Origin of the sequence: Mesopusillimonas faecipullorum, from assembly GCF_020539505.1 — a bacterium.
Taxonomy (GTDB): Bacteria; Pseudomonadota; Gammaproteobacteria; order Burkholderiales; family Burkholderiaceae_B; genus Mesopusillimonas; species Mesopusillimonas faecipullorum.
Genome location: NZ_JACDXW010000002.1, coordinates 238,525 through 255,373 on the forward strand (window position 1 = coordinate 238,525; position 16,849 = coordinate 255,373).

The window sequence follows — 16,849 nt, forward strand, 5'->3', positions numbered from 1 at the left end:
TAGAGCGAATCATGCAATTTCCGGAATCCTGGCTACGAACCTTGGCCAATCCCGAGCTCGATACCGAGCAGCTTGCCCACTGCCTAACCATGGCTGGGCTGGAAGTCGAGGAAACCAATCCCGTGGCGCCGCCGTTCAGCGGCATCGTTGTGGCGCGCATCGTCGAAGCCGAACCTCATCCCGATGCCGACCGTCTGCGCGTGTGCAAGGTCGATGACGGCTCGGGCGAGCTGCTACAAATCGTTTGCGGTGCCCCCAACGCTGCGCCGGGTCTGCTGGTGCCGTTGGCGCGCATTGGTGCGCAACTGCCTGGCGACTTCAAGATCAAAAAAGCCCGCATGCGCGGCGTAGACTCTTTCGGCATGCTGTGCTCGGCACGCGAGTTGGGGCTTTCTGAAGACCATGGCGGTTTGCTGGAATTATCGGCAGATCTGTCTGTTGGCCAAGACATACGCCAGGCACTCAAGCTTGACGACGTGCTGTTTACACTCAAACTGACCCCCAACCGCGCCGATTGCTTGTCGCTACTGGGCGTGGCGCGCGAGGTTTCTGCACTCACCGGTGTACCCTTGCAGCGCCCGCAAAGCCAGCCTGTGGTGCCCGCTATTCACGATCGCTTGCCGGTAGAAGTCAAGGCAGCCGATCTGTGCGGTCGTTTTGCCGGTCGCGTGATCAAGGGCGTGAACGCCCGTGCGGCCACGCCTGCCTGGATGGTCGAGCGCCTGGAAAGAGCAGGGCAGCGTTCTATCTCGGCCTTGGTCGATATTTCCAACTACATCATGTTGGAACTCGGTCGTCCCACACACGTGTACGATCTGGCCAAGATTGCCGGCGGCCTGGAAGTGCGCTGGGCGAACGAAGGCGAACAACTTGAGCTACTGAATGGCCAAACCGTTACGCTGACGCCCGATGTAGGCTTGATCACCACGCAAGATCAGCCCACCAGCCTGGCCGGCATTATGGGTGGCGAGCATAGCGCCGTTACCCTGGACACCACCGATGTCTTCGTCGAGGCCGCGTTCTGGTGGCCCGAGGCCATCATGGGCCGTGCCCGCAAATTCAAATTTAGTTCCGAAGCCAGCCATCGCTTCGAGCGCGGTGTCGACTTCCAAGGGCTGACAGAAGACCTCGAGCGTATGACGGCGCTGATTCTGGAAGTCTGCGGTGGCCAAGCCGGCCCCATGGACGACCAAGTCATCCGCCTGCCCGAACGCAAGGCTGTGGCGATGCGTTTAGCGCGTTGCCAGCGCGTACTGGGCCTGCCCATTAGCCGCGAACAAGCCGACGACATCTTTACCCGTTTGGGGCTGGCACACGAATGGCAGGGCGACACGGTCACCGTGCAGTCGCCTTCCTTCCGCTTCGACATCAATATCGAAGAAGACCTCATCGAAGAAATCGCCCGCGTTTACGGGTTTGAGAACATTCCTGATGCGCCGCCAGTAGCGCCTGCGTTGATGCGTGTTAAACCCGAGACGGATCGGGGCGTGCACGGCTTGCGTACGGCCATGGCCGCGCTGGACTACCAGGAAGTCATCAATTTTTCGTTCGTAGACGAATATTGGGAAAAAGACTACGCCGGTAACGAGCAGCCCATACGTTTGCTTAACCCCATTGCCAGCCATTTGTCGGTGATGCGTTCCGGCCTGATCGCCGGCCTGGTGGCCAATATTCGCCATAACGCTCAGCGCCAGCAAGCTCGTGTGCGGGTGTTCGAACTGGGCCGCGTGTTCGCGCGCGATGACTCGGTGGCCAATAGTGATTTGTCTGTGGCGGGTGTTTCGCAGCCCTTGCATCTGGCTGCCGCAGCCTGGGGGCCGTCGGTGTCCGAGCAATGGGCCGTGCCGCGCCGCCTGGTGGATTTCTTCGACCTGAAGAACGATTTGGAATGCCTGTTGGGCAAGCAAGCGCGCCAGTTGCGCTGCGAAGTAGCCGTGCATCCGGCTTTGCATCCGGGGCGTAGCGCCAGGGTGTTGTTGGGCGAAACCGCCATAGGTTGGCTGGGTGAGTTGCACCCGCGCTTGGTTCAAGAAGCCGAGCTGGGCAGCGCGCCGGTAGTGTTCGAACTGGACGTGGCTGCGGTGTTGAATCAGCCTTTGCCCAAGCCCGAAGCTTTGTCGCGCCAGCCCATCGTGCAGCGAGACCTGGCCATATGGGTGGCGGATCAGGTACCCTACCAAAGTTTGCGCGATACACTGACGCAAACGATTGCTGCAGATGCTAATCTTTCCATCGTCCAAGAAATTGCGTTGTTCGACGTTTGGCGCGACGCCGAACGTGCCGATGGCCGCAAGAGCTTGGGTTTGCGTTTCTGGCTGCAAAACGCCAGTGCCACGCTTGACGACGCCACGGTCGAGCAGTGCATGCAACGCTTGCTGGATGCGTTGGTTCAGGCCCATGGGGTCAGCCTGCGCGCTTAATGCATAAGGAAACGGAGTCATGAATCTTGAGCCCCGCACGCTAACCAAGGCCGAACTGGCCGAACTTCTGTTCGAGCGCGTTGGGCTCAACAAGCGTGAAGCCAAAGACTTGGTAGATACTTTCTTCGAAGAAATCCGCGAGTCTTTGGCTCGCGGCGAAGAGGTCAAGCTATCGGGGTTCGGTAGCTTTCAGGTGCGCGACAAACCGCCGCGCCCTGGGCGCAATCCCAAAACGGGCGAGGTCATTCCCATCGAAGCGCGCCGTGTTGTTACGTTTCATGCCAGTCAAAAGCTGAAAAGCGTGGTAGAACAGGCGCACACATTCGAATCAGAAGACGCCGAATAACATTTACTGAAAAGCATTCCGTACATGAGTTCCAGCGAAACCTCCGTCACCTTGCCGCCCATTCCCGCCAAGCGCTATTTCACCATAGGCGAAGTCAGCGATTTATGCTGCGTCAAGCCGCATGTGTTGCGTTATTGGGAACAAGAATTCACTCAGCTTAAGCCGGTTAAAAGGCGCGGTAATCGGCGTTATTACCAGCATCACGAAGTGCTGTTGATTCGTCGTATTCGCGAGTTGCTGTACGAGCAGGGTTTTACCATTAGCGGCGCGCGTAATCGTTTGGGCGATTCGCAGGTGCCGTTCGATGAAGAGGCCGGTGTGCGTCTTAGCGGTACCGAGTTGCAAACTTTGCGCACCGAGTTGCAGGTGGCCCGCGACGAATTGGCCCGTGCCTTGGGTCTGCCGTCGGGCACGCATACGGCCTGATGCGCGCTTTGGCGCTGCAGGCGCTGTGCTGCACCCATCCACAAGAGAAGGCGGCTGCCGTTCTGGCGCTGTCTTTACAGGGTTTAGAGACTGGCGCTCGTTTAAGCGAGCCTTCGGGTTTGCCTGGGCGGCCACTACGTCCTGAGCTGGTTTCCCCTAAATTGCTTAAGCCGCGTCCGGTGCATACGCTGGAGGGGCGGGCGACGCTGTTGCATGCCTTGGCGCATATTGAGTTCAATGCCATTAATCTGGCTTTGGATATTATTTGGCGCTTTGCCGATTTGCCTGAGGCGTTCTATGCCGATTGGTTGAAGGTGGCACAGGAAGAGGCCAAGCATTTTCAGTTGTTGGCCGATCATTTGCATACGCTGGGCTATGCCTATGGCGATTTTCCCGCACATGATGGTTTGTGGGAGATGGCTTTGCGTACGCGTGGCGATTTGCTGGCGCGTTTGGCTTTGGTGCCGCGTACGCTAGAGGCTCGAGGGCTGGATGCTTCGCCGCCGATTCGGGCGAAGTTGGCGCAGGCGGGGGATATGGCAGCGGCTGGGATTCTGGATATTATTCTGGCCGATGAGATTGGGCATGTGGCAATTGGGAATCATTGGTATCGGTTTGTGTGCGCGCAGCAGGGGAAGGATGCCGAGTCGCTTTACTTAGAGTTGGCGCGGGAGTATAGGGCGCCTTTGCCGCGGGGGCCGTTTAATGTCGAGGCGCGTCGGTTGGCGGGGTTTACTGAGGCGGAGTTGAGGTTGTTGGGGGGCTGAGGTTTTTTGGCTCCCTTTTTTGTTTGTGTGCTTTTGGGCTGGGTGTTCTTTTGACGTCTCTGTGCGTGGGAACAGGGCTGGGGCGGTCAGCGGCAGTCGGTCCTTCGGACACGCCGGTCCGCTTCGTCCGCGCCTTCGCGCTCCCTTCAGCGGCGCCTGGCTCGCCCGCCAATGCCCGCCCCAGCCCCATTCCCATGTACAGAGACTGCATTGGGCCAGCGCGCTAAGGCCTTTTAATCCTCAGGCGTTTTAAGCGCAGGTGCTTCCAGCACCACATTCAAGGCCTGCTCTACGTTTTCCAAAAACACAAACCTAAGTTGCTCGCGGGCTTCTTGGGGGATGTCTTCCAGGTCTTTTTCGTTGCGGGCGGGTAAAAGTACGGTGCGTATGCCGGCTTGCAGGGCGGCCAAGACTTTTTCCTTGATACCGCCTACCGGCAAGACCAGGCCGCGCAGGCTGATTTCGCCTGTCATGGCGTGGTCGTAGCGTACGGCGCGGTCGGTCATCAGCGAGGCCAGGGCCACAAACATGGCAACGCCGGCGCTGGGGCCGTCTTTGGGGATGGCGCCTGCGGGCACATGCACGTGGATGTCTTGCTTTTCGAAACGCTCGGGTTCCAGGCCCAGGGCGGCGGCTTTGCTTTTTAGCAGGGTCAGGGCGGCTTGGGCGCTTTCTTTCATCACGTCGCCCAATTGGCCGGTCAGTATCAAGCGGCCATTGCCAGGCGAGCGGCTGGCCTCTATGAAGAGGATGTCGCCGCCTACGGGTGTCCAGGCCAAGCCGGTGGCGACGCCGGCCAGGCTGGTGCGCATGGCAAGTTCGCTTTCGTATTTGTGCGGGCCAAGTATGGGGTGCAGGTCGGCTTCGTCTATGCGTATGTGCTGGTCGCTGCCTTCGGCAACGCGCATGGCAATGTGGCGAAACACGCTGCCGATTTCGCGTTCCAGGTTGCGTACGCCGGCTTCACGGGTGTAGAAGTGAATAATGGCGCGCAAGGCGTCGTCGCTCAGTTGGCATTGCTGTTCGCTTAGGCCGTTGGCTTTAAGCTGTCGCTGTACCAGGTAGCGCTGGGCGATTTGCATTTTTTCGGCTTCGGTGTAGCCCAGAAGGTGTATGACCTCCATGCGGTCGCGCAGGGGGCCGGGTATGGCGTCTAGTACGTTGGCGGTGGTAATGAACATGACCCGGGAAAGGTCGAAGGGGACCGCCAGGTAGTTATCGCGAAAACTGCCGTTTTGCTCGGGGTCTAGCACTTCTAGCAGGGCGGCGGCGGGGTCGCCGTGTACGCCGCCTGCGCCTAATTTGTCGACTTCATCCAGCATGAGCACGCAATTGCGCGCACCGGCCTTGTGCACGGCTTGAATGATATTGCCGGGCAGGGCGCCTATATAGGTGCGGCGGTGGCCGCGTATCTCGGCTTCGTCATGCACACCGCCCAGGCCCAGGCGCGCAAATTTGCGGCCTGTGGCTTTGGCAATGCTTTGCCCTAACGAGGTTTTGCCCACGCCGGGCGGCCCCACAAAGCACAGAATAGGGCTGCGGCCTTCGGGGTTCAGCTTGCGCACGGCTAAAAACTCAAGAATGCGGCGCTTGATTTTCTCCAGACCGTAATGGTCGGCATCCAGCGTTTCGCGGGCTTCGGCAATATCTATGCGTTCTTCAGTGGCAATGCTCCAGGGCAATTCGGTTAACCAGTCCAGGTAGGTGCGCAGCGAAGAGTATTCAGCCGAGGCGTCGGGCATATTGGCCAGGCGGCGCAGCTCTTTGCGCGCCACTTGCTCTACCTCTTCGGGCATCTGGGCTTTTACTATGGCCGCTTCTATCTCGGCCACTTCCGCCGCATTGCCTTCGGTCTCGCCCAGTTCTTGCTGAATCGTCTTTAACTGCTCGCGCAGCAGTACTTCGCGCTGGCGGTCTTCAAAACGTTCTTTGGTTTGCTTGTCGATGTCGTGGCTAATGCGCAGCACTTCGGCAAAGTGCACCAAAAAGCCCAATACTTTGTCCAGGCGGGGCAGCAGGTCGAAGGTTTCCAGAATTTCTTGCTTTTCTTCGGGTTTCAAGTCCATCAGGCCGGCGACAAAGTCGGCCAATACTGCCGGAGAGCTAATGGCTGCCGCCGTACTGGCCAGCTCTGCCGGGGCTTGGGGCAGCAGGCGAAGGATCTCGGCCGTGCGTGCCTTTAGCTGCAGCATGCGGGCGTCGATCTCGGTGTTGTGGGTGTCGGGCTCGTCTATGCGTTCTATGCGCGCCACCAAATACGGGTAGTCAGGCAAAAATTCTTTAACGGTAAAGCGTTGTTCGCCCTGGCAGATCAGGTGGTGGTGGCCATCGGGCGTGGTCACGTAGCGCAATATGCTGGCCAGGGTGCCCACGCCATGTAAGTCGGTTTCTTGGGGCTCTTCGGCCTGGGCGTCGCGCTGCAGCAGTATGCCCACTTGGCGACCGGCGCGAGCGGCGTCTTGGGCGGCTTTGATGGAGCTTTCCCGGCCTATGCTAATCGGTGCCACCATTTGGGGAAACACCACCAAATTGCGTACCGGAATAATGATGACAGCATCTTCGGGCAGGCTCAATTCGGTTTGAGCAGGGGCGCCGGTTCCTGGGGCCTGAGCGCTTTCGACGGGAAGCTGTTCGGAAGTCTTGGTGTCCATGGCTGCCTCTTGAGTCGTAACCACACAAACGGTTGGGATCTGGCTTAAAGTTTGCGCAGGGTAAGCACCAGGCAACCGTTTACCAAAGAGGATTCCTGAATTTCAAATTGCCCGGCGGGCAGCTCGATGCGGCGCTCGAAGCGGCCGTAGGGAATCTCCAGGCGTCGTATATGGGCCGAGGCAGGGGCGGGCATGGGGCGTTCGCCCACCACGCGCAAGGTGCTGCCTTCGACAAGAATGTCTACCCGGTCTGAAGCCACACCGGGCAGGGCCACCAGCACCGAGAGGTGCGTGGGCGTCTCGAATACGTCGGCGGGGGGCTCCCAAGTGGGGCCGCGCGCGGGGCTTTGACCAAGCTGAAAGAACTGGCGGTGCAGGCGGTCGGCTTGCTCCAGCATGCCCACAGCCTGCGCCCAGACCAGGCCGGGCGATTTGCGATAAGTCATGGCGGATATTCCTGTTAACCACTCAGGGTAACTATACTCCGCCTGACAGCCTTAGGGGTTGCGCAAGGCCGGTGGGTGGGCGGCGCCGCCGGGCGTGGCAGGTGGGGCGGCGCTTTCCAGGCCCACCGTGCGGCCTATGAACAAAACCGGCCCTTCGGGTTCGGCGGGTAAGGTTTGGCGCATGGGTTCCAAGGTCATCTCGAATACTTGGCCGGCTTGCACCGGGCCTATCAGTTCGGGTGCCAGCCTCAGCGGCATATTGGGCACCACCCGGCTCAACAAACGCGGAGACGGGTCAGCCTGGGCTTGCGTCCATAAATACACCGCTTCGTTAGGGGCCAGTTCGACGTTCACCAGCGGCCTTAGGTTCAGTTGCAAATCAGAAGTTTGGGTCAACAACCAACCCGGCGTAGAACTAGAGCCCGGCGCCTGAAGCACCGCCAAGTGCTGCAAAGTGGGTGGGGGAGGCGGCACTGCGGCCTGGCTTAAGCCGCTAAGCCACTGATAGCCCGCTACCCCCAGAGCCAACATCATGGCCAAGCCACCCAGCCAAGGTAAAAACGAAGGCCTGGGCCGGCTGCGTTCAGGTTTAGGCTGTGCAGAGCGGCGTTCGGCATGAATCGGTGCTGGTGTGGTTGCCGATGGTGGCGTGTCAGTTGGCTGGGTTTCTGGGGCAGGGGTAGCTGCAGTAGGAGTGACTGCAGCTGGCTTCTCAGCCGCCACACTTTTTGGCGCGGGCGCTGGGGCGGGTTTTATCTCTGGCGTTTTCACTGCCGCAGGCGGCGTCGTTGCGCCGGGCTGCGGTGCTTGCGGTTGGGCTTGAGCGGGGACTGCACCTTCTACTTTGGCCCTTTCAGCGGTGTTGCCAGAAGGTACACGCAGCAAAGGCTTGGGCGTTTCGCTTTGGGGGTAAGCCGCAGGGCGAGCAGCGGCTTGAGCCGCCGGCGCCTTAGCTTGGCTTGCCTGCGCCCTGGTCTGCACCACAGAGGCCCGAACCGGCATAGGCACAGGTAAAGGCAGCTTCAGCTGGCGGCAAATGGCAATCAACAACTCTTGCGATGCCGTGGCTGGGGGCAGGGCATCCACAAAAACTAGGCAGACGCCTTCCCAATGCAGCACATGCTGGGCCGCAGCGGCTTGCGACTGCAGTAAATCCGTTGCACGGCGGTCTGTAACTTCGTCGGCCACGCCTAGTACATAGGCCGCTAAAGCTTCTTGATCCAGCGCGGGCAAAGTTGGGGATTCCAAGCCGTGGTCGTGCACCAAGGCAGCCAGCGTGGGGCGTAACTCATTCAAATCCGCATGCGGTGCCAGCAGTGTCAGCGACTGTCGATTCAAGCCCAGGCTATAGGCGGCCTGCAACAGACGTTTATCGGCGTCGGGAAGGGCGGCCAGCACATGCGCGCTAAGCTGAGGCAGATTGTGCCAACGGGCGCGGTCGGGCACCTGGCCTTCACGCGCTTCGTATTTCAGGCGGTGACGCAAAATGCTGTAAAGCCAGGCACGAGCCTGCTCGGCCTGAGCCGGGTAATGGCTGGCATGGCGCCATACCAAAATAAAAGTGTCGCTAAGCACCTGGCGCGCCCGCGCCTCGTCGCCCAACCACACCTGGGCCAGCGCCAGCATAGACGGCGCTTCGTGATTGAACAGGGCATGCAAAGCTTGAGCCCGGCCTTGGGCGCAAGCCAAAATATAAGAGTGATGATCGAACGCGTGGGCGTGGGACATGCTGGCTCCGTTGAACAGCCCAACATTGTAGAGCCTGAAAGCTTGCACCGAGCTGAGCGCAGCGGCGCAAGCCCAAAGCGCCGGGACGACCAGATTTTTGTCGCCTAGAAACGCAAGCAAACACCCAGCCAACCCCGATTTGCACACCTTGCAAAAAGCGTGCTAGAATTACGTTCTTTCTCGGGGCGTAGCGCAGCCTGGTAGCGCACTTGCATGGGGTGCAAGGGGTCGAGTGTTCGAATCACTCCGTCCCGACCAAAATACCTCCAAAAATGGCCTTACAGCTTAAAACTGTAAGGCCATTTTTGCGTTTGCTGGCGTCAAAGCGGGTAGAGGCGGTCACCTGCTCGAGCTCTATAATCCCACACGCTCTATACAAACCCCTAAGGGCCAACGCAGGCGGCGTGTTAAATTTCCGTGGATAAGAGCAGGATACGGTACAAAAATTTATGAAAATTGCGGTAGTAGGAACCGGCTACGTTGGTTTGTCCAACGCACTGCTGCTGGCACGCAAACATCAAGTGATAGCGCTAGATATTGTGGCGGAACGGGTTCGGTTGCTGAACGATAGGCAGTCGCCATTAGAAGACGAAGACGTAAAAGAAGCGCTGCAGCAGGCAGATCTGTGTTTTCACGCTACCTTAAGTCCAGCCGAGGCCTATAGCGACGCTGCGTACGTCATTATTGCCACGCCCACAGATTACAACCCCGAGACGGGGCGCTTCGATACGCAAAGCATAGAAGAGGTCGTGCAAGCTGTTTTGGGCATAAATCCTTCAGCGGCCATCGTGATCAAATCAACGGTGCCGGTTGGCTATACGCGTCGGTTAAGTGAAAAACTGGGTACTGACCGACTCATTTTCTCGCCCGAGTTCCTGCGAGAGGGAATGGCTCTGCACGACAACCTTTACCCCTCTAGAATTGTTGTGGGGGATACGTCGACGAAGGGGCGGGTGTTTGCCCAACTATTGTCCGAGTGCGCGCTACGCGAGAACGTGGAAGTGCTTTTGACGGGCTCTGCAGAGGCAGAAGCGATAAAGCTGTTTTCTAACACCTACCTCGCTATGCGCGTAGCCTTCTTTAACGAGTTAGACAGTTTTGCTGAGTCTAATGCCTTAGACGCTCGGCAGCTGATCCGGGGAGTCGGTTTAGACCCTCGTATAGGGCAGCACTACAACAACCCGTCTTTCGGTTACGGTGGCTACTGTTTGCCCAAGGATACCAAGCAGCTACTCGCCAATTACGACCAGATACCTAGCACCTTGATTCGCGCGGTTGTAGAAGCCAACAGCACACGTAAAGATTTTATAGCGCAAGCCATACTGAAGCATCAGCCTAGTGTTGTGGGTATATATCGTCTTACAACCAAGGCAGATTCGGATAATTTTAGAGACTCGGCTATTCAGGGGGTGATAAGGCGCCTAGAGGCTGAAAACGTTGAAATTGTTATTTACGAGCCAGCTTTAAATTTGGCTGAGTTTTCAGGCTACCCAGTTATAGCCGAACTAGCGAAGTTCAAGCGTGTAAGCGATATTATTGTGGCGAACCGATATAGCACTGAGCTACACGACGTAGAGGGAAAAGTGTACACGCGAGACTTATTCGGTCTGAATTAAACGGTTTTTCCTCTTCTTGCCCAGTGGGAAAAGCTGCTGAAGCTATGCTTGCTTAAGCAAGGAGCAGCCCCATCACTGTAATATGTTGGCTTCCACCCTCATTGGCAAAAACTCCTTGAGCTCTTATCGATCCACATCGTCCGGTGCTGTGCGCTGTGTACTGATCACCGGTGCCACAGGTGGCATAGGTAGTGCGCTGGCTTTAGAGTACGCCCAGGCCGGCGCCTCCACCCTGATTCTTCAAGGGCGTCAGGAAAACCGCCTGCAGGAACTGGCCCAAGCGTGCAGTGCACACGGGGCTAAGGTGATTACCCATGTCCAAGACGTACGCGATCACGACACCCTAAAGGCATGGCTAGAGCAAATCAGCCAAACAGAGTCACCAGACTTGGTCATTGCCAATGCCGGCGTCAATATCAATACCGGCCCTCAAGGGCAGGGCGAAGACTGGGCAGATGTTCACCGCCTGCTAGACGTCAACATTAAAGCCGTATTTGCCACCGCGCACGGCGTGCTGCCTGCCATGCGTGCGCGGGGTAGTGGGCAAGTTGCCCTGATCAGTTCCTTAGCAGCCTGGCGTGGCTTGCCCGAAACCCCCAGCTATAGCGCCAGCAAAGCAGCCGTTAAAGTGTATGGCGAAGCCATGCGAGACTCATTGGCCCACGAAGGCATACGTTTCAACGTAGTCATGCCAGGTTATGTGGAATCGCAAATGTGCTTCGATATGCCCGGCCCCAAACCCTTTCTCTGGAAGGCAGACAAAGCGGCACGTGTCATACGCAAAGGGCTTAGCGCCAACCGTGCGCGCATCAGCTTTCCCTTCCCGTTAAATTTAGGCTGCTTTCTGCTGGCGGTGATACACCCGGCTGTTTCCAGCCGCATACTAAAGTGGATGGGTTACGGTGCCTGAGATGATCTGGCCGCTAGTGCCCGCCTTTTTTGCTGGGCTGATGCTTTCGTGGGCCTTAGAGCTGCTGCTAACGCCCAGGCCGCAAGCCCCCTGGCGCCGCCCCGCATCTGCCGTGGCCGTGCATACTGGCATCTGGACACTGGCCTTCGCCTTGGAAATCGCCTTGTTTCGGCGGCCCTACTTTGCGGCGGGTAATGTACTGGCCCTGCAATGCGTGTTCATTATTGTCAACAATGCCAAATACCATTCCCTGCACGAACCCTTTGTATACCCTGACTTCACCTTCTTTAGCGATGCCATCAAGCACCCGCGCCTGTACCTGCCATTTTTAGGTTGGATGGCGCCTTTGGCGGCGGCAGCGGGCTACGGCTTAGCCTTATGGGCCGGCCTAAAGTACGAACCCGCAGTAGATGCCCAGCTTTCAACATGGGCGCTAATGGCACATGCGGCGGTGCTGGCATTATTAGGCTGGGCCTTAGCCAAAGCCGGTGCGCGGGGTTTGCCCCCGTCATCAGCGTTCGATGCGGTACAAGATATTCGCCAGTTAGGCTTGGCGGCTTCCTTATGGCAATACGCCATCGCCGAGCGCGCCGATACTCAAAGCATACGAGACGCCGCACCCTTCGCGCAGGCCAGCACTCAAGCCAGACCAGACCTTGAAGATCTACCCGACATAGTGGTAGTGCAAAGTGAATCCTTCTTCGATGCCCGCCGGCTTTACCCCCAGATTCGCCCCGAAGTGCTAGCCAACTTTGATTTGCTACGTTCGGAATCCCTGCAACATGGGCAGGTACAAGTAGAAGCCTGGGGCGCCAACACCATACGCACGGAATTTGGTTTCTTAAGTGGGCTAAGTGCCAAGCAACTGGGCGTGCACCGCTTTCACCCCTACCGCAAACTGGCAGGGCAGGGCGTAGCCACCTTGGCAAGCTACCTGCGCAGCCTGGGCTACCGCACCATTTGCGTGCACCCCTACCACGGCCAGTTTTACGACCGCGATGTCATCCTGCCCAAACTAGGGTTCGATGAGTTTATAGACATAGCAGCCTTCCACGACGCCAAGCGAGACGGCCCCTATGTGGGCGACATTGCCTTGGCAGATTATGTCAAAACGTTTCTAGAAAAAGAGCGAGAACAGCCTCTATACGTGCACGTTATCACCATGGAAAACCATGGCCCCTTGCATTTTGAGCAGGTTAGCGCACAAGATATAGAGGCGCTTATGAGGGCCCCTTTGCCAAAAGGGTGCGAAGACTTGGTGGCCTACACCCGCCATTTATGTAACGCCGACACCATGTTTGGCCGCCTGCGCGCCAGCTTGCTAAGCCAAAAACGGCCCGGCACGCTTTGCATATTTGGCGACCACGTACCCATAATGGCCAAGGTTTACAAGCAATTGGGTAAGGCACCGGGTGACACCGACTATTTATTGTGGAAAAGCGATGCCCGCGAACAGGCGGTTCACAACAATGTAACATTAAGTATCACGAAACTAGCAAGCGTTTCCCTAGAATTGGGGATAGGCCTGCGCAGCTAGTTGGGGTTACAATTTGCCGCGCTGCCGTATAAAACAATAAATATTCGAGGGCAAGAGGCAAAAGGGGTTATGCACCCGTGTTGTATGTGCATACATGTTTAACCTAGTGGCTGACACACGGCGGACATGGTTTGATGATTAAATACTGCGGGCATACTGCCATGGTTGCGGTTCGGCAATTGTGAAATTATTCCAGCCGTGCAATTTTCTTTCAAAAAGTAAATTAACTGACAATATAAGATGGATTTAGAAAAACTCAAAACCAGACGGCTAGCTATCCTTCTGGTTGGGATACCAATGCTTCTGGCCGTTATTTATTACAGCTTTTTTGCTTTGGATAGATATGTCAGTGTGGCACAGGTAGCTGTGCGGCAAACCGGTAGCAACGACGCCCCGCAAATTCCCGGCCTAGCGGTAATGATGGGCGGCTTGAACCCTGCTTCGCGTGAAGAAACCCTGTATTTGCGTGAATTTATATTGTCTAACGACATGCTTAAGGTGCTGCAAAAAGAACTGCAGTGGCCAGAGCACTACGCAAAGTTTTGGCGCGACCCGCTTTTTTGGCTAAATAAAAACGCCCCGCAAGAAGATATACTTAAATACTATCAGCGTATGGTCAAGCCGCACTTCGATGAGCAGACGGGGTTGTTGGCAGTAGAGGTTCAAGCCTTCACCCCCGAGTTTGCCGAAGCCACGTTGAAAGTGATCTTGGCCGAGAGCGAACGCTTCGTGAACGAGCTTTCGCACCGTATGGCCAGAGAAGAAATGACTTTTGCGCAGCAAGAATTAGCAAAAGCCCGGGAAGAATACGAACTGCGGCGGGACGCATTACTGGAGTTTCAGGGGGCTAGTAACCTACTAGATGCCGAAGCTGCAGCCAAAGCCAGAGCTATGGTCATTTCAGACCTTGAAGCACAGCTGACTAAAGAACGAGCAGCACTGAAAGGCCTGACGGCTACTTTGTCGGCAGATACGCCGCAAGTACGCCAGCAGCGCAACAAAATCCGGGCATTGGAGCAGCAACTTGAGTCTGAGAACCGCCGTTTGGTGGCGCAGCAGACGGGTGGCGAAAAACTAAACGTGGTGGCTTCGCGTTATCGTAGCTTAACCATAGATGCAACGATTGCAGAAGAGGCTTATAAGTTTGCGGTAAGTTCTGTAGAAACAGCACGTATTGAAGCAAGTAAAAAACTACGTAGTTTAGTGACGGTGGTGAGTCCGAACACTCCTGATACGGCTCTTTATCCACAGCGCATATATAACCTATTCACACTCTTGGTTGGCCTTCTTCTGTTTTATGGCATAGCACGTTTTGTTATTGCTACGGTGGAAGATCATCGCGATTGAATCCTAACGTTGAACCGGCTATCAACAATGTCTAATTCACTTTCTATTATTATCCTCCGTGCTACCTTGCTGGCTTTACCTTTTACTCTTGCGGGGTGCGCAAGTAGTTTCTTGTCTGGCGCAGGACCTTCGATAAGTGCCATAAATGAAAATGAAGGCAATCAATACACTGTCATAGACTTAAGTGCGGACACAATCGGACCTTACATGCGAGCTCCTCAACGAGTTTACGGTCCCGATGTAGCCCTGCCGGATATGCCGGAAATTAAGCTTATGCCAGGCGATGTGCTGCAGATCATGGTGACTGATAGCTCAGTGGACGGAGCTCTATTCGCTCCCTTAGCTGCCGGTGGCACGGTATTTGAGGGCGTGCGTTTAGATAGTAAAGGCCATATTTCTTTACCTTATATTGGCAGTCAAAATGTGCGCGGAAAGACTTTAGCTGCAGTTGAGACGCAACTGCGTAAGGCTTTAAAAGGATTGGCAAGTGATCCCCAGGTGCATGTATCCATCACTGGTGATTTATCAGGCTCGGTTTTGGTTGCAGGTGCCGTAAAGACTCCAGGTCGCTTCTCCGCTTTGCAAGGACCATTGACTTTGTTGGATGCTATTAATCAAGCTGGCGGTCCGGTTTTAGAGCCTCATTTGATCAACGTAGTAGTGCGGACAGGTAAAAAGGCTTATCACTTCAATTACGACGAACTTCTCTCCGGCAAAAACCAATTAGTTCCGCCGAACTCTGAAATTGTGCTTGAACGAGCACGTAAGCGATTCGTGGCTATGGGGGCGGTCGTGCAGTCAGGTTTACACGATCTTCCCTCTAATAATCCTAGCTTACTAGAAGTGCTTGGTGTGGTTGGGGGGTTAAATGAAGCGAAGTCAGATGCTAGTGGGGTTTTTATATTTCGTCTTCACGATGGGGCAGTAGAAACTTCCGATAGGCCAGTAACGCCAAGAAGTGCTGAAGTATTCAGATTGAATCTAAAAAATCCAGCAGCTATGTTTTTAGCGAGGCAGTTTTTAGTTCAACCTGAAGACGCAATTTATGTTACCAATGCCGCTGTGTATGAGTGGCAAAAAATAATATCACCCATAGTTCAAGTTTTAGTTTTGGGACGTGTCGTTGATGGTTTCTGAATGGAGTGACTCTTATAATGAAAAAAAGAAGCTCACTTAAAGTAACTCAAGCGGTGTTACTTGCTCTTGTAATTCGGGAGGTGAGAGCACGTTTGTACGCCCGACGATTTGGCGCCTTGTGGCTCATTCTCGAACCCATCGTCCATATAGCCGGCATATTAGCCTTTGTGACAGTTATTAGAGGCAGGACAGTGCCTGGCTTCGATGCGCCAATATTTTTCTTTGTCGGTATAGCGCCATTCTTGATGATGAGAAACATTTGCTTGAGGATGATGGAAGCGGTATCAGCTAATCAGGCTTTGTTCGCCTATCGACAAATAAAACCACTGGACACAATGTTAGCGCGACTGTTAGTTGAGGTTGCGTTGGCTGGTTGTGTGTATGCATTAATACTATTCGGCATGGCCGTATTCCTAAATTATGACATTGGTATAGCTCATCCTTTGGAGTGGGTATGGGTTTTGTTAGTGGGTATTATATTTTCTTTTAGTGTTGGTGTAATACTCTGTGTGATAGTTGAGATTGTCCCAGAGCTAAAAGGTTTCTTGAGAATGATGTTTTTGCCACTTTATTTCATTTCTGGCGTGTTATTTCCTATTTGGTTGATACCCAACTATCTCCTCAAGTGGATAGAGTGGAACCCGTTTTTATACATAATAGATAATCTCAGAAGATCGATATTTATACATTACCCAGATGTACCAAGTATGGGAATGGAATACCCTGTTAAATTAACTGTTTGCTGTTTATTCCTGGCTATGGGTTTGTATAGGGCAAGGCATTTAAGGCTGGTTGCACTATGATTTTAGTTGACAATCTTACTAAGTCATACAGAAGTGAAGTGGGTAGAGATTATGTTTTTAAAAACTTATCTTTTAAAATTCCTGAAAACAAAAATGTGGCTCTAATAGGTAAAAATGGATCTGGAAAGTCAACTCTAATGAGATTGTTGGGTGGGGTTGATATACCAGATAGTGGAAAAGTTTTAACTTCAAAAAGTATATCTTGGCCTGTGGGATTGTCTGGTGGTTTTCAAGGGGCTTTGTCCGGACGGCAAAATGCTAAATTTGTGTGCCGAGTATACGGTACGGAAAATGAAGGCATTAAGAAGAAGGTTGCTTTTGTAGAGGAATTTGCTGAAATAGGCAAATATTTTGATCGTCCGATGCGCACCTACTCTTCCGGGATGCGGGCTCGTGTTGCATTTGGATTGAGTCTTGCTTTTGACTTTGATTACTATCTGGTGGATGAGGCGCTTTCGGTTGGCGATACAAACTTTAGACGTAAAGCCAAGAGTGCGTTGAGGGAAAAGGTAGATGAAGCCAATATTATTCTTGTGACGCATGGGATGGGGCAAGTGCGAGAATTTTGTGATGTTGTATTGCTAGTGAAGAAGGGGGAAGTCATTCAGTATGATGATGTGGAAGAAGGAATTTTAGCTTATCAAGCCGAATAAATTTTCACCATGATTTTTGTGGCATCGTTTTTATTTAACTTCAGTCGGAAAGAAGCGCTAAG

Annotated in this window: 14 protein-coding genes and 1 tRNA gene; 12 read left to right on the forward strand and 3 right to left on the reverse strand. The window is 54.8% G+C overall.

Annotation, left to right across the window (positions count from 1 at the left end; translation table 11 throughout):
• Window positions 1-11 precede the first annotated feature (11 nt).
• The 4 genes from pheT to H0484_RS04540 are packed head-to-tail and all read left to right on the forward strand — an operon-like array spanning window position 12 to window position 3,959.
• Window positions 12-2,420: a phenylalanine--tRNA ligase subunit beta gene (pheT, locus tag H0484_RS04525; protein ID WP_226953259.1), complete on the forward strand. Its 2,409-nt coding sequence runs from the start codon at window positions 12-14 to the stop codon at window positions 2,418-2,420.
• Window positions 2,421-2,439: 19 nt separating this feature from the next.
• Window positions 2,440-2,766 (forward strand): integration host factor subunit alpha, encoded by a 327-nt coding sequence (locus tag H0484_RS04530; RefSeq protein ID WP_226953260.1) that lies wholly within the window; start codon window positions 2,440-2,442, stop codon window positions 2,764-2,766.
• A gap of 24 nt (window positions 2,767-2,790) precedes the next feature.
• Window positions 2,791-3,192: a MerR family transcriptional regulator gene (locus tag H0484_RS04535; RefSeq protein ID WP_226953261.1), complete on the forward strand. Its 402-nt coding sequence runs from the start codon at window positions 2,791-2,793 to the stop codon at window positions 3,190-3,192.
• A complete protein-coding gene (locus tag H0484_RS04540; protein WP_226953262.1) occupies window positions 3,192-3,959 on the forward strand; it encodes a ferritin-like domain-containing protein in 768 nt (255 codons plus the stop codon). The genes H0484_RS04535 and H0484_RS04540 overlap by 1 nt, the downstream gene beginning before the upstream one ends.
• Before the next feature lie 233 nt (window positions 3,960-4,192).
• On the opposite strand, the gene lon is transcribed toward H0484_RS04540, so the two are convergent.
• Genes lon through H0484_RS04555 form a run of 3 tightly spaced genes read right to left on the reverse strand, consistent with a single transcriptional unit; the run spans window position 4,193 to window position 8,784 of the window.
• The gene (lon, locus tag H0484_RS04545) at window positions 4,193-6,610 is read right to left on the reverse strand and encodes an endopeptidase La (protein WP_226953263.1); all 2,418 of its coding nucleotides are present in this window, start codon (window positions 6,608-6,610) and stop codon (window positions 4,193-4,195) included.
• Between the two features lie 44 nt (window positions 6,611-6,654).
• Entirely contained in the window at window positions 6,655-7,056 is a 402-nt protein-coding gene (locus H0484_RS04550; protein ID WP_226953264.1) for an Hsp20/alpha crystallin family protein, read from the reverse strand.
• A gap of 51 nt (window positions 7,057-7,107) precedes the next feature.
• On the reverse strand, window positions 7,108-8,784 hold the full coding sequence (locus H0484_RS04555) for an anti-sigma factor domain-containing protein (RefSeq protein WP_226953265.1): 1,677 nt from the start codon (window positions 8,782-8,784) through the stop codon (window positions 7,108-7,110).
• 181 nt (window positions 8,785-8,965) lie between these two features.
• Between H0484_RS04555 and H0484_RS04560 the strand changes: the two genes are divergently transcribed.
• The 8 genes from H0484_RS04560 to H0484_RS04595 all read left to right on the forward strand — a co-directional run bounded on the left by H0484_RS04560 (window position 8,966) and on the right by H0484_RS04595 (window position 16,787).
• Window positions 8,966-9,042 (forward strand) — tRNA-Pro (locus H0484_RS04560).
• Between the two features lie 191 nt (window positions 9,043-9,233).
• Window positions 9,234-10,400, forward strand: a complete 1,167-nt coding sequence (locus H0484_RS04565) for a nucleotide sugar dehydrogenase (protein ID WP_226953266.1) — start codon at window positions 9,234-9,236, stop codon at window positions 10,398-10,400.
• 115 nt (window positions 10,401-10,515) lie between these two features.
• Window positions 10,516-11,310: an SDR family NAD(P)-dependent oxidoreductase gene (locus H0484_RS04570; RefSeq protein WP_226953267.1), complete on the forward strand. Its 795-nt coding sequence runs from the start codon at window positions 10,516-10,518 to the stop codon at window positions 11,308-11,310.
• A 112-nt stretch (window positions 11,311-11,422) separates the two neighbouring features.
• Complete coding sequence (locus tag H0484_RS04575; RefSeq protein WP_226953268.1) at window positions 11,423-12,847, forward strand: LTA synthase family protein; 1,425 nt, start codon at window positions 11,423-11,425, stop codon at window positions 12,845-12,847.
• A 240-nt stretch (window positions 12,848-13,087) separates the two neighbouring features.
• Window positions 13,088-14,194 (forward strand): ABC transporter permease, encoded by a 1,107-nt coding sequence (locus H0484_RS04580; protein ID WP_226953269.1) that lies wholly within the window; start codon window positions 13,088-13,090, stop codon window positions 14,192-14,194.
• 27 nt (window positions 14,195-14,221) lie between these two features.
• Complete coding sequence (locus H0484_RS04585; RefSeq protein ID WP_226953270.1) at window positions 14,222-15,331, forward strand: polysaccharide biosynthesis/export family protein; 1,110 nt, start codon at window positions 14,222-14,224, stop codon at window positions 15,329-15,331.
• A 17-nt stretch (window positions 15,332-15,348) separates the two neighbouring features.
• Window positions 15,349-16,134, forward strand: coding sequence for an ABC transporter permease (locus H0484_RS04590; RefSeq protein WP_226953271.1), 786 nt, complete (start codon window positions 15,349-15,351; stop codon window positions 16,132-16,134).
• Window positions 16,131-16,787 (forward strand): ABC transporter ATP-binding protein, encoded by a 657-nt coding sequence (locus H0484_RS04595; RefSeq protein ID WP_226953272.1) that lies wholly within the window; start codon window positions 16,131-16,133, stop codon window positions 16,785-16,787. Before H0484_RS04590 ends, H0484_RS04595 begins: the two co-directional genes overlap by 4 nt.
• Window positions 16,788-16,849: the final 62 nt, after the last annotated feature.

Bases quoted from the DNA above. Each gene is read 5' to 3' on its own strand.
- pheT (WP_226953259.1), top strand. From the start codon at position 12: ATGCAATTTCCGGAATCCTGGCTACGAACCTTGGCCAATCCCGAGCTC.
- H0484_RS04530 (WP_226953260.1), top strand. From the start codon at position 2,440: ATGAATCTTGAGCCCCGCACGCTAACCAAGGCCGAACTGGCCGAACTT.
- H0484_RS04535 (WP_226953261.1), top strand. From the start codon at position 2,791: ATGAGTTCCAGCGAAACCTCCGTCACCTTGCCGCCCATTCCCGCCAAG.
- H0484_RS04540 (WP_226953262.1), top strand. From the start codon at position 3,192: ATGCGCGCTTTGGCGCTGCAGGCGCTGTGCTGCACCCATCCACAAGAG.
- lon (WP_226953263.1), bottom strand. From the start codon at position 6,610: ATGGACACCAAGACTTCCGAACAGCTTCCCGTCGAAAGCGCTCAGGCC.
- H0484_RS04550 (WP_226953264.1), bottom strand. From the start codon at position 7,056: ATGACTTATCGCAAATCGCCCGGCCTGGTCTGGGCGCAGGCTGTGGGC.
- H0484_RS04555 (WP_226953265.1), bottom strand. From the start codon at position 8,784: ATGTCCCACGCCCACGCGTTCGATCATCACTCTTATATTTTGGCTTGC.
- H0484_RS04565 (WP_226953266.1), top strand. From the start codon at position 9,234: ATGAAAATTGCGGTAGTAGGAACCGGCTACGTTGGTTTGTCCAACGCA.
- H0484_RS04580 (WP_226953269.1), top strand. From the start codon at position 13,088: ATGGATTTAGAAAAACTCAAAACCAGACGGCTAGCTATCCTTCTGGTT.
- H0484_RS04585 (WP_226953270.1), top strand. From the start codon at position 14,222: ATGTCTAATTCACTTTCTATTATTATCCTCCGTGCTACCTTGCTGGCT.
- H0484_RS04590 (WP_226953271.1), top strand. From the start codon at position 15,349: ATGAAAAAAAGAAGCTCACTTAAAGTAACTCAAGCGGTGTTACTTGCT.
- H0484_RS04595 (WP_226953272.1), top strand. From the start codon at position 16,131: ATGATTTTAGTTGACAATCTTACTAAGTCATACAGAAGTGAAGTGGGT.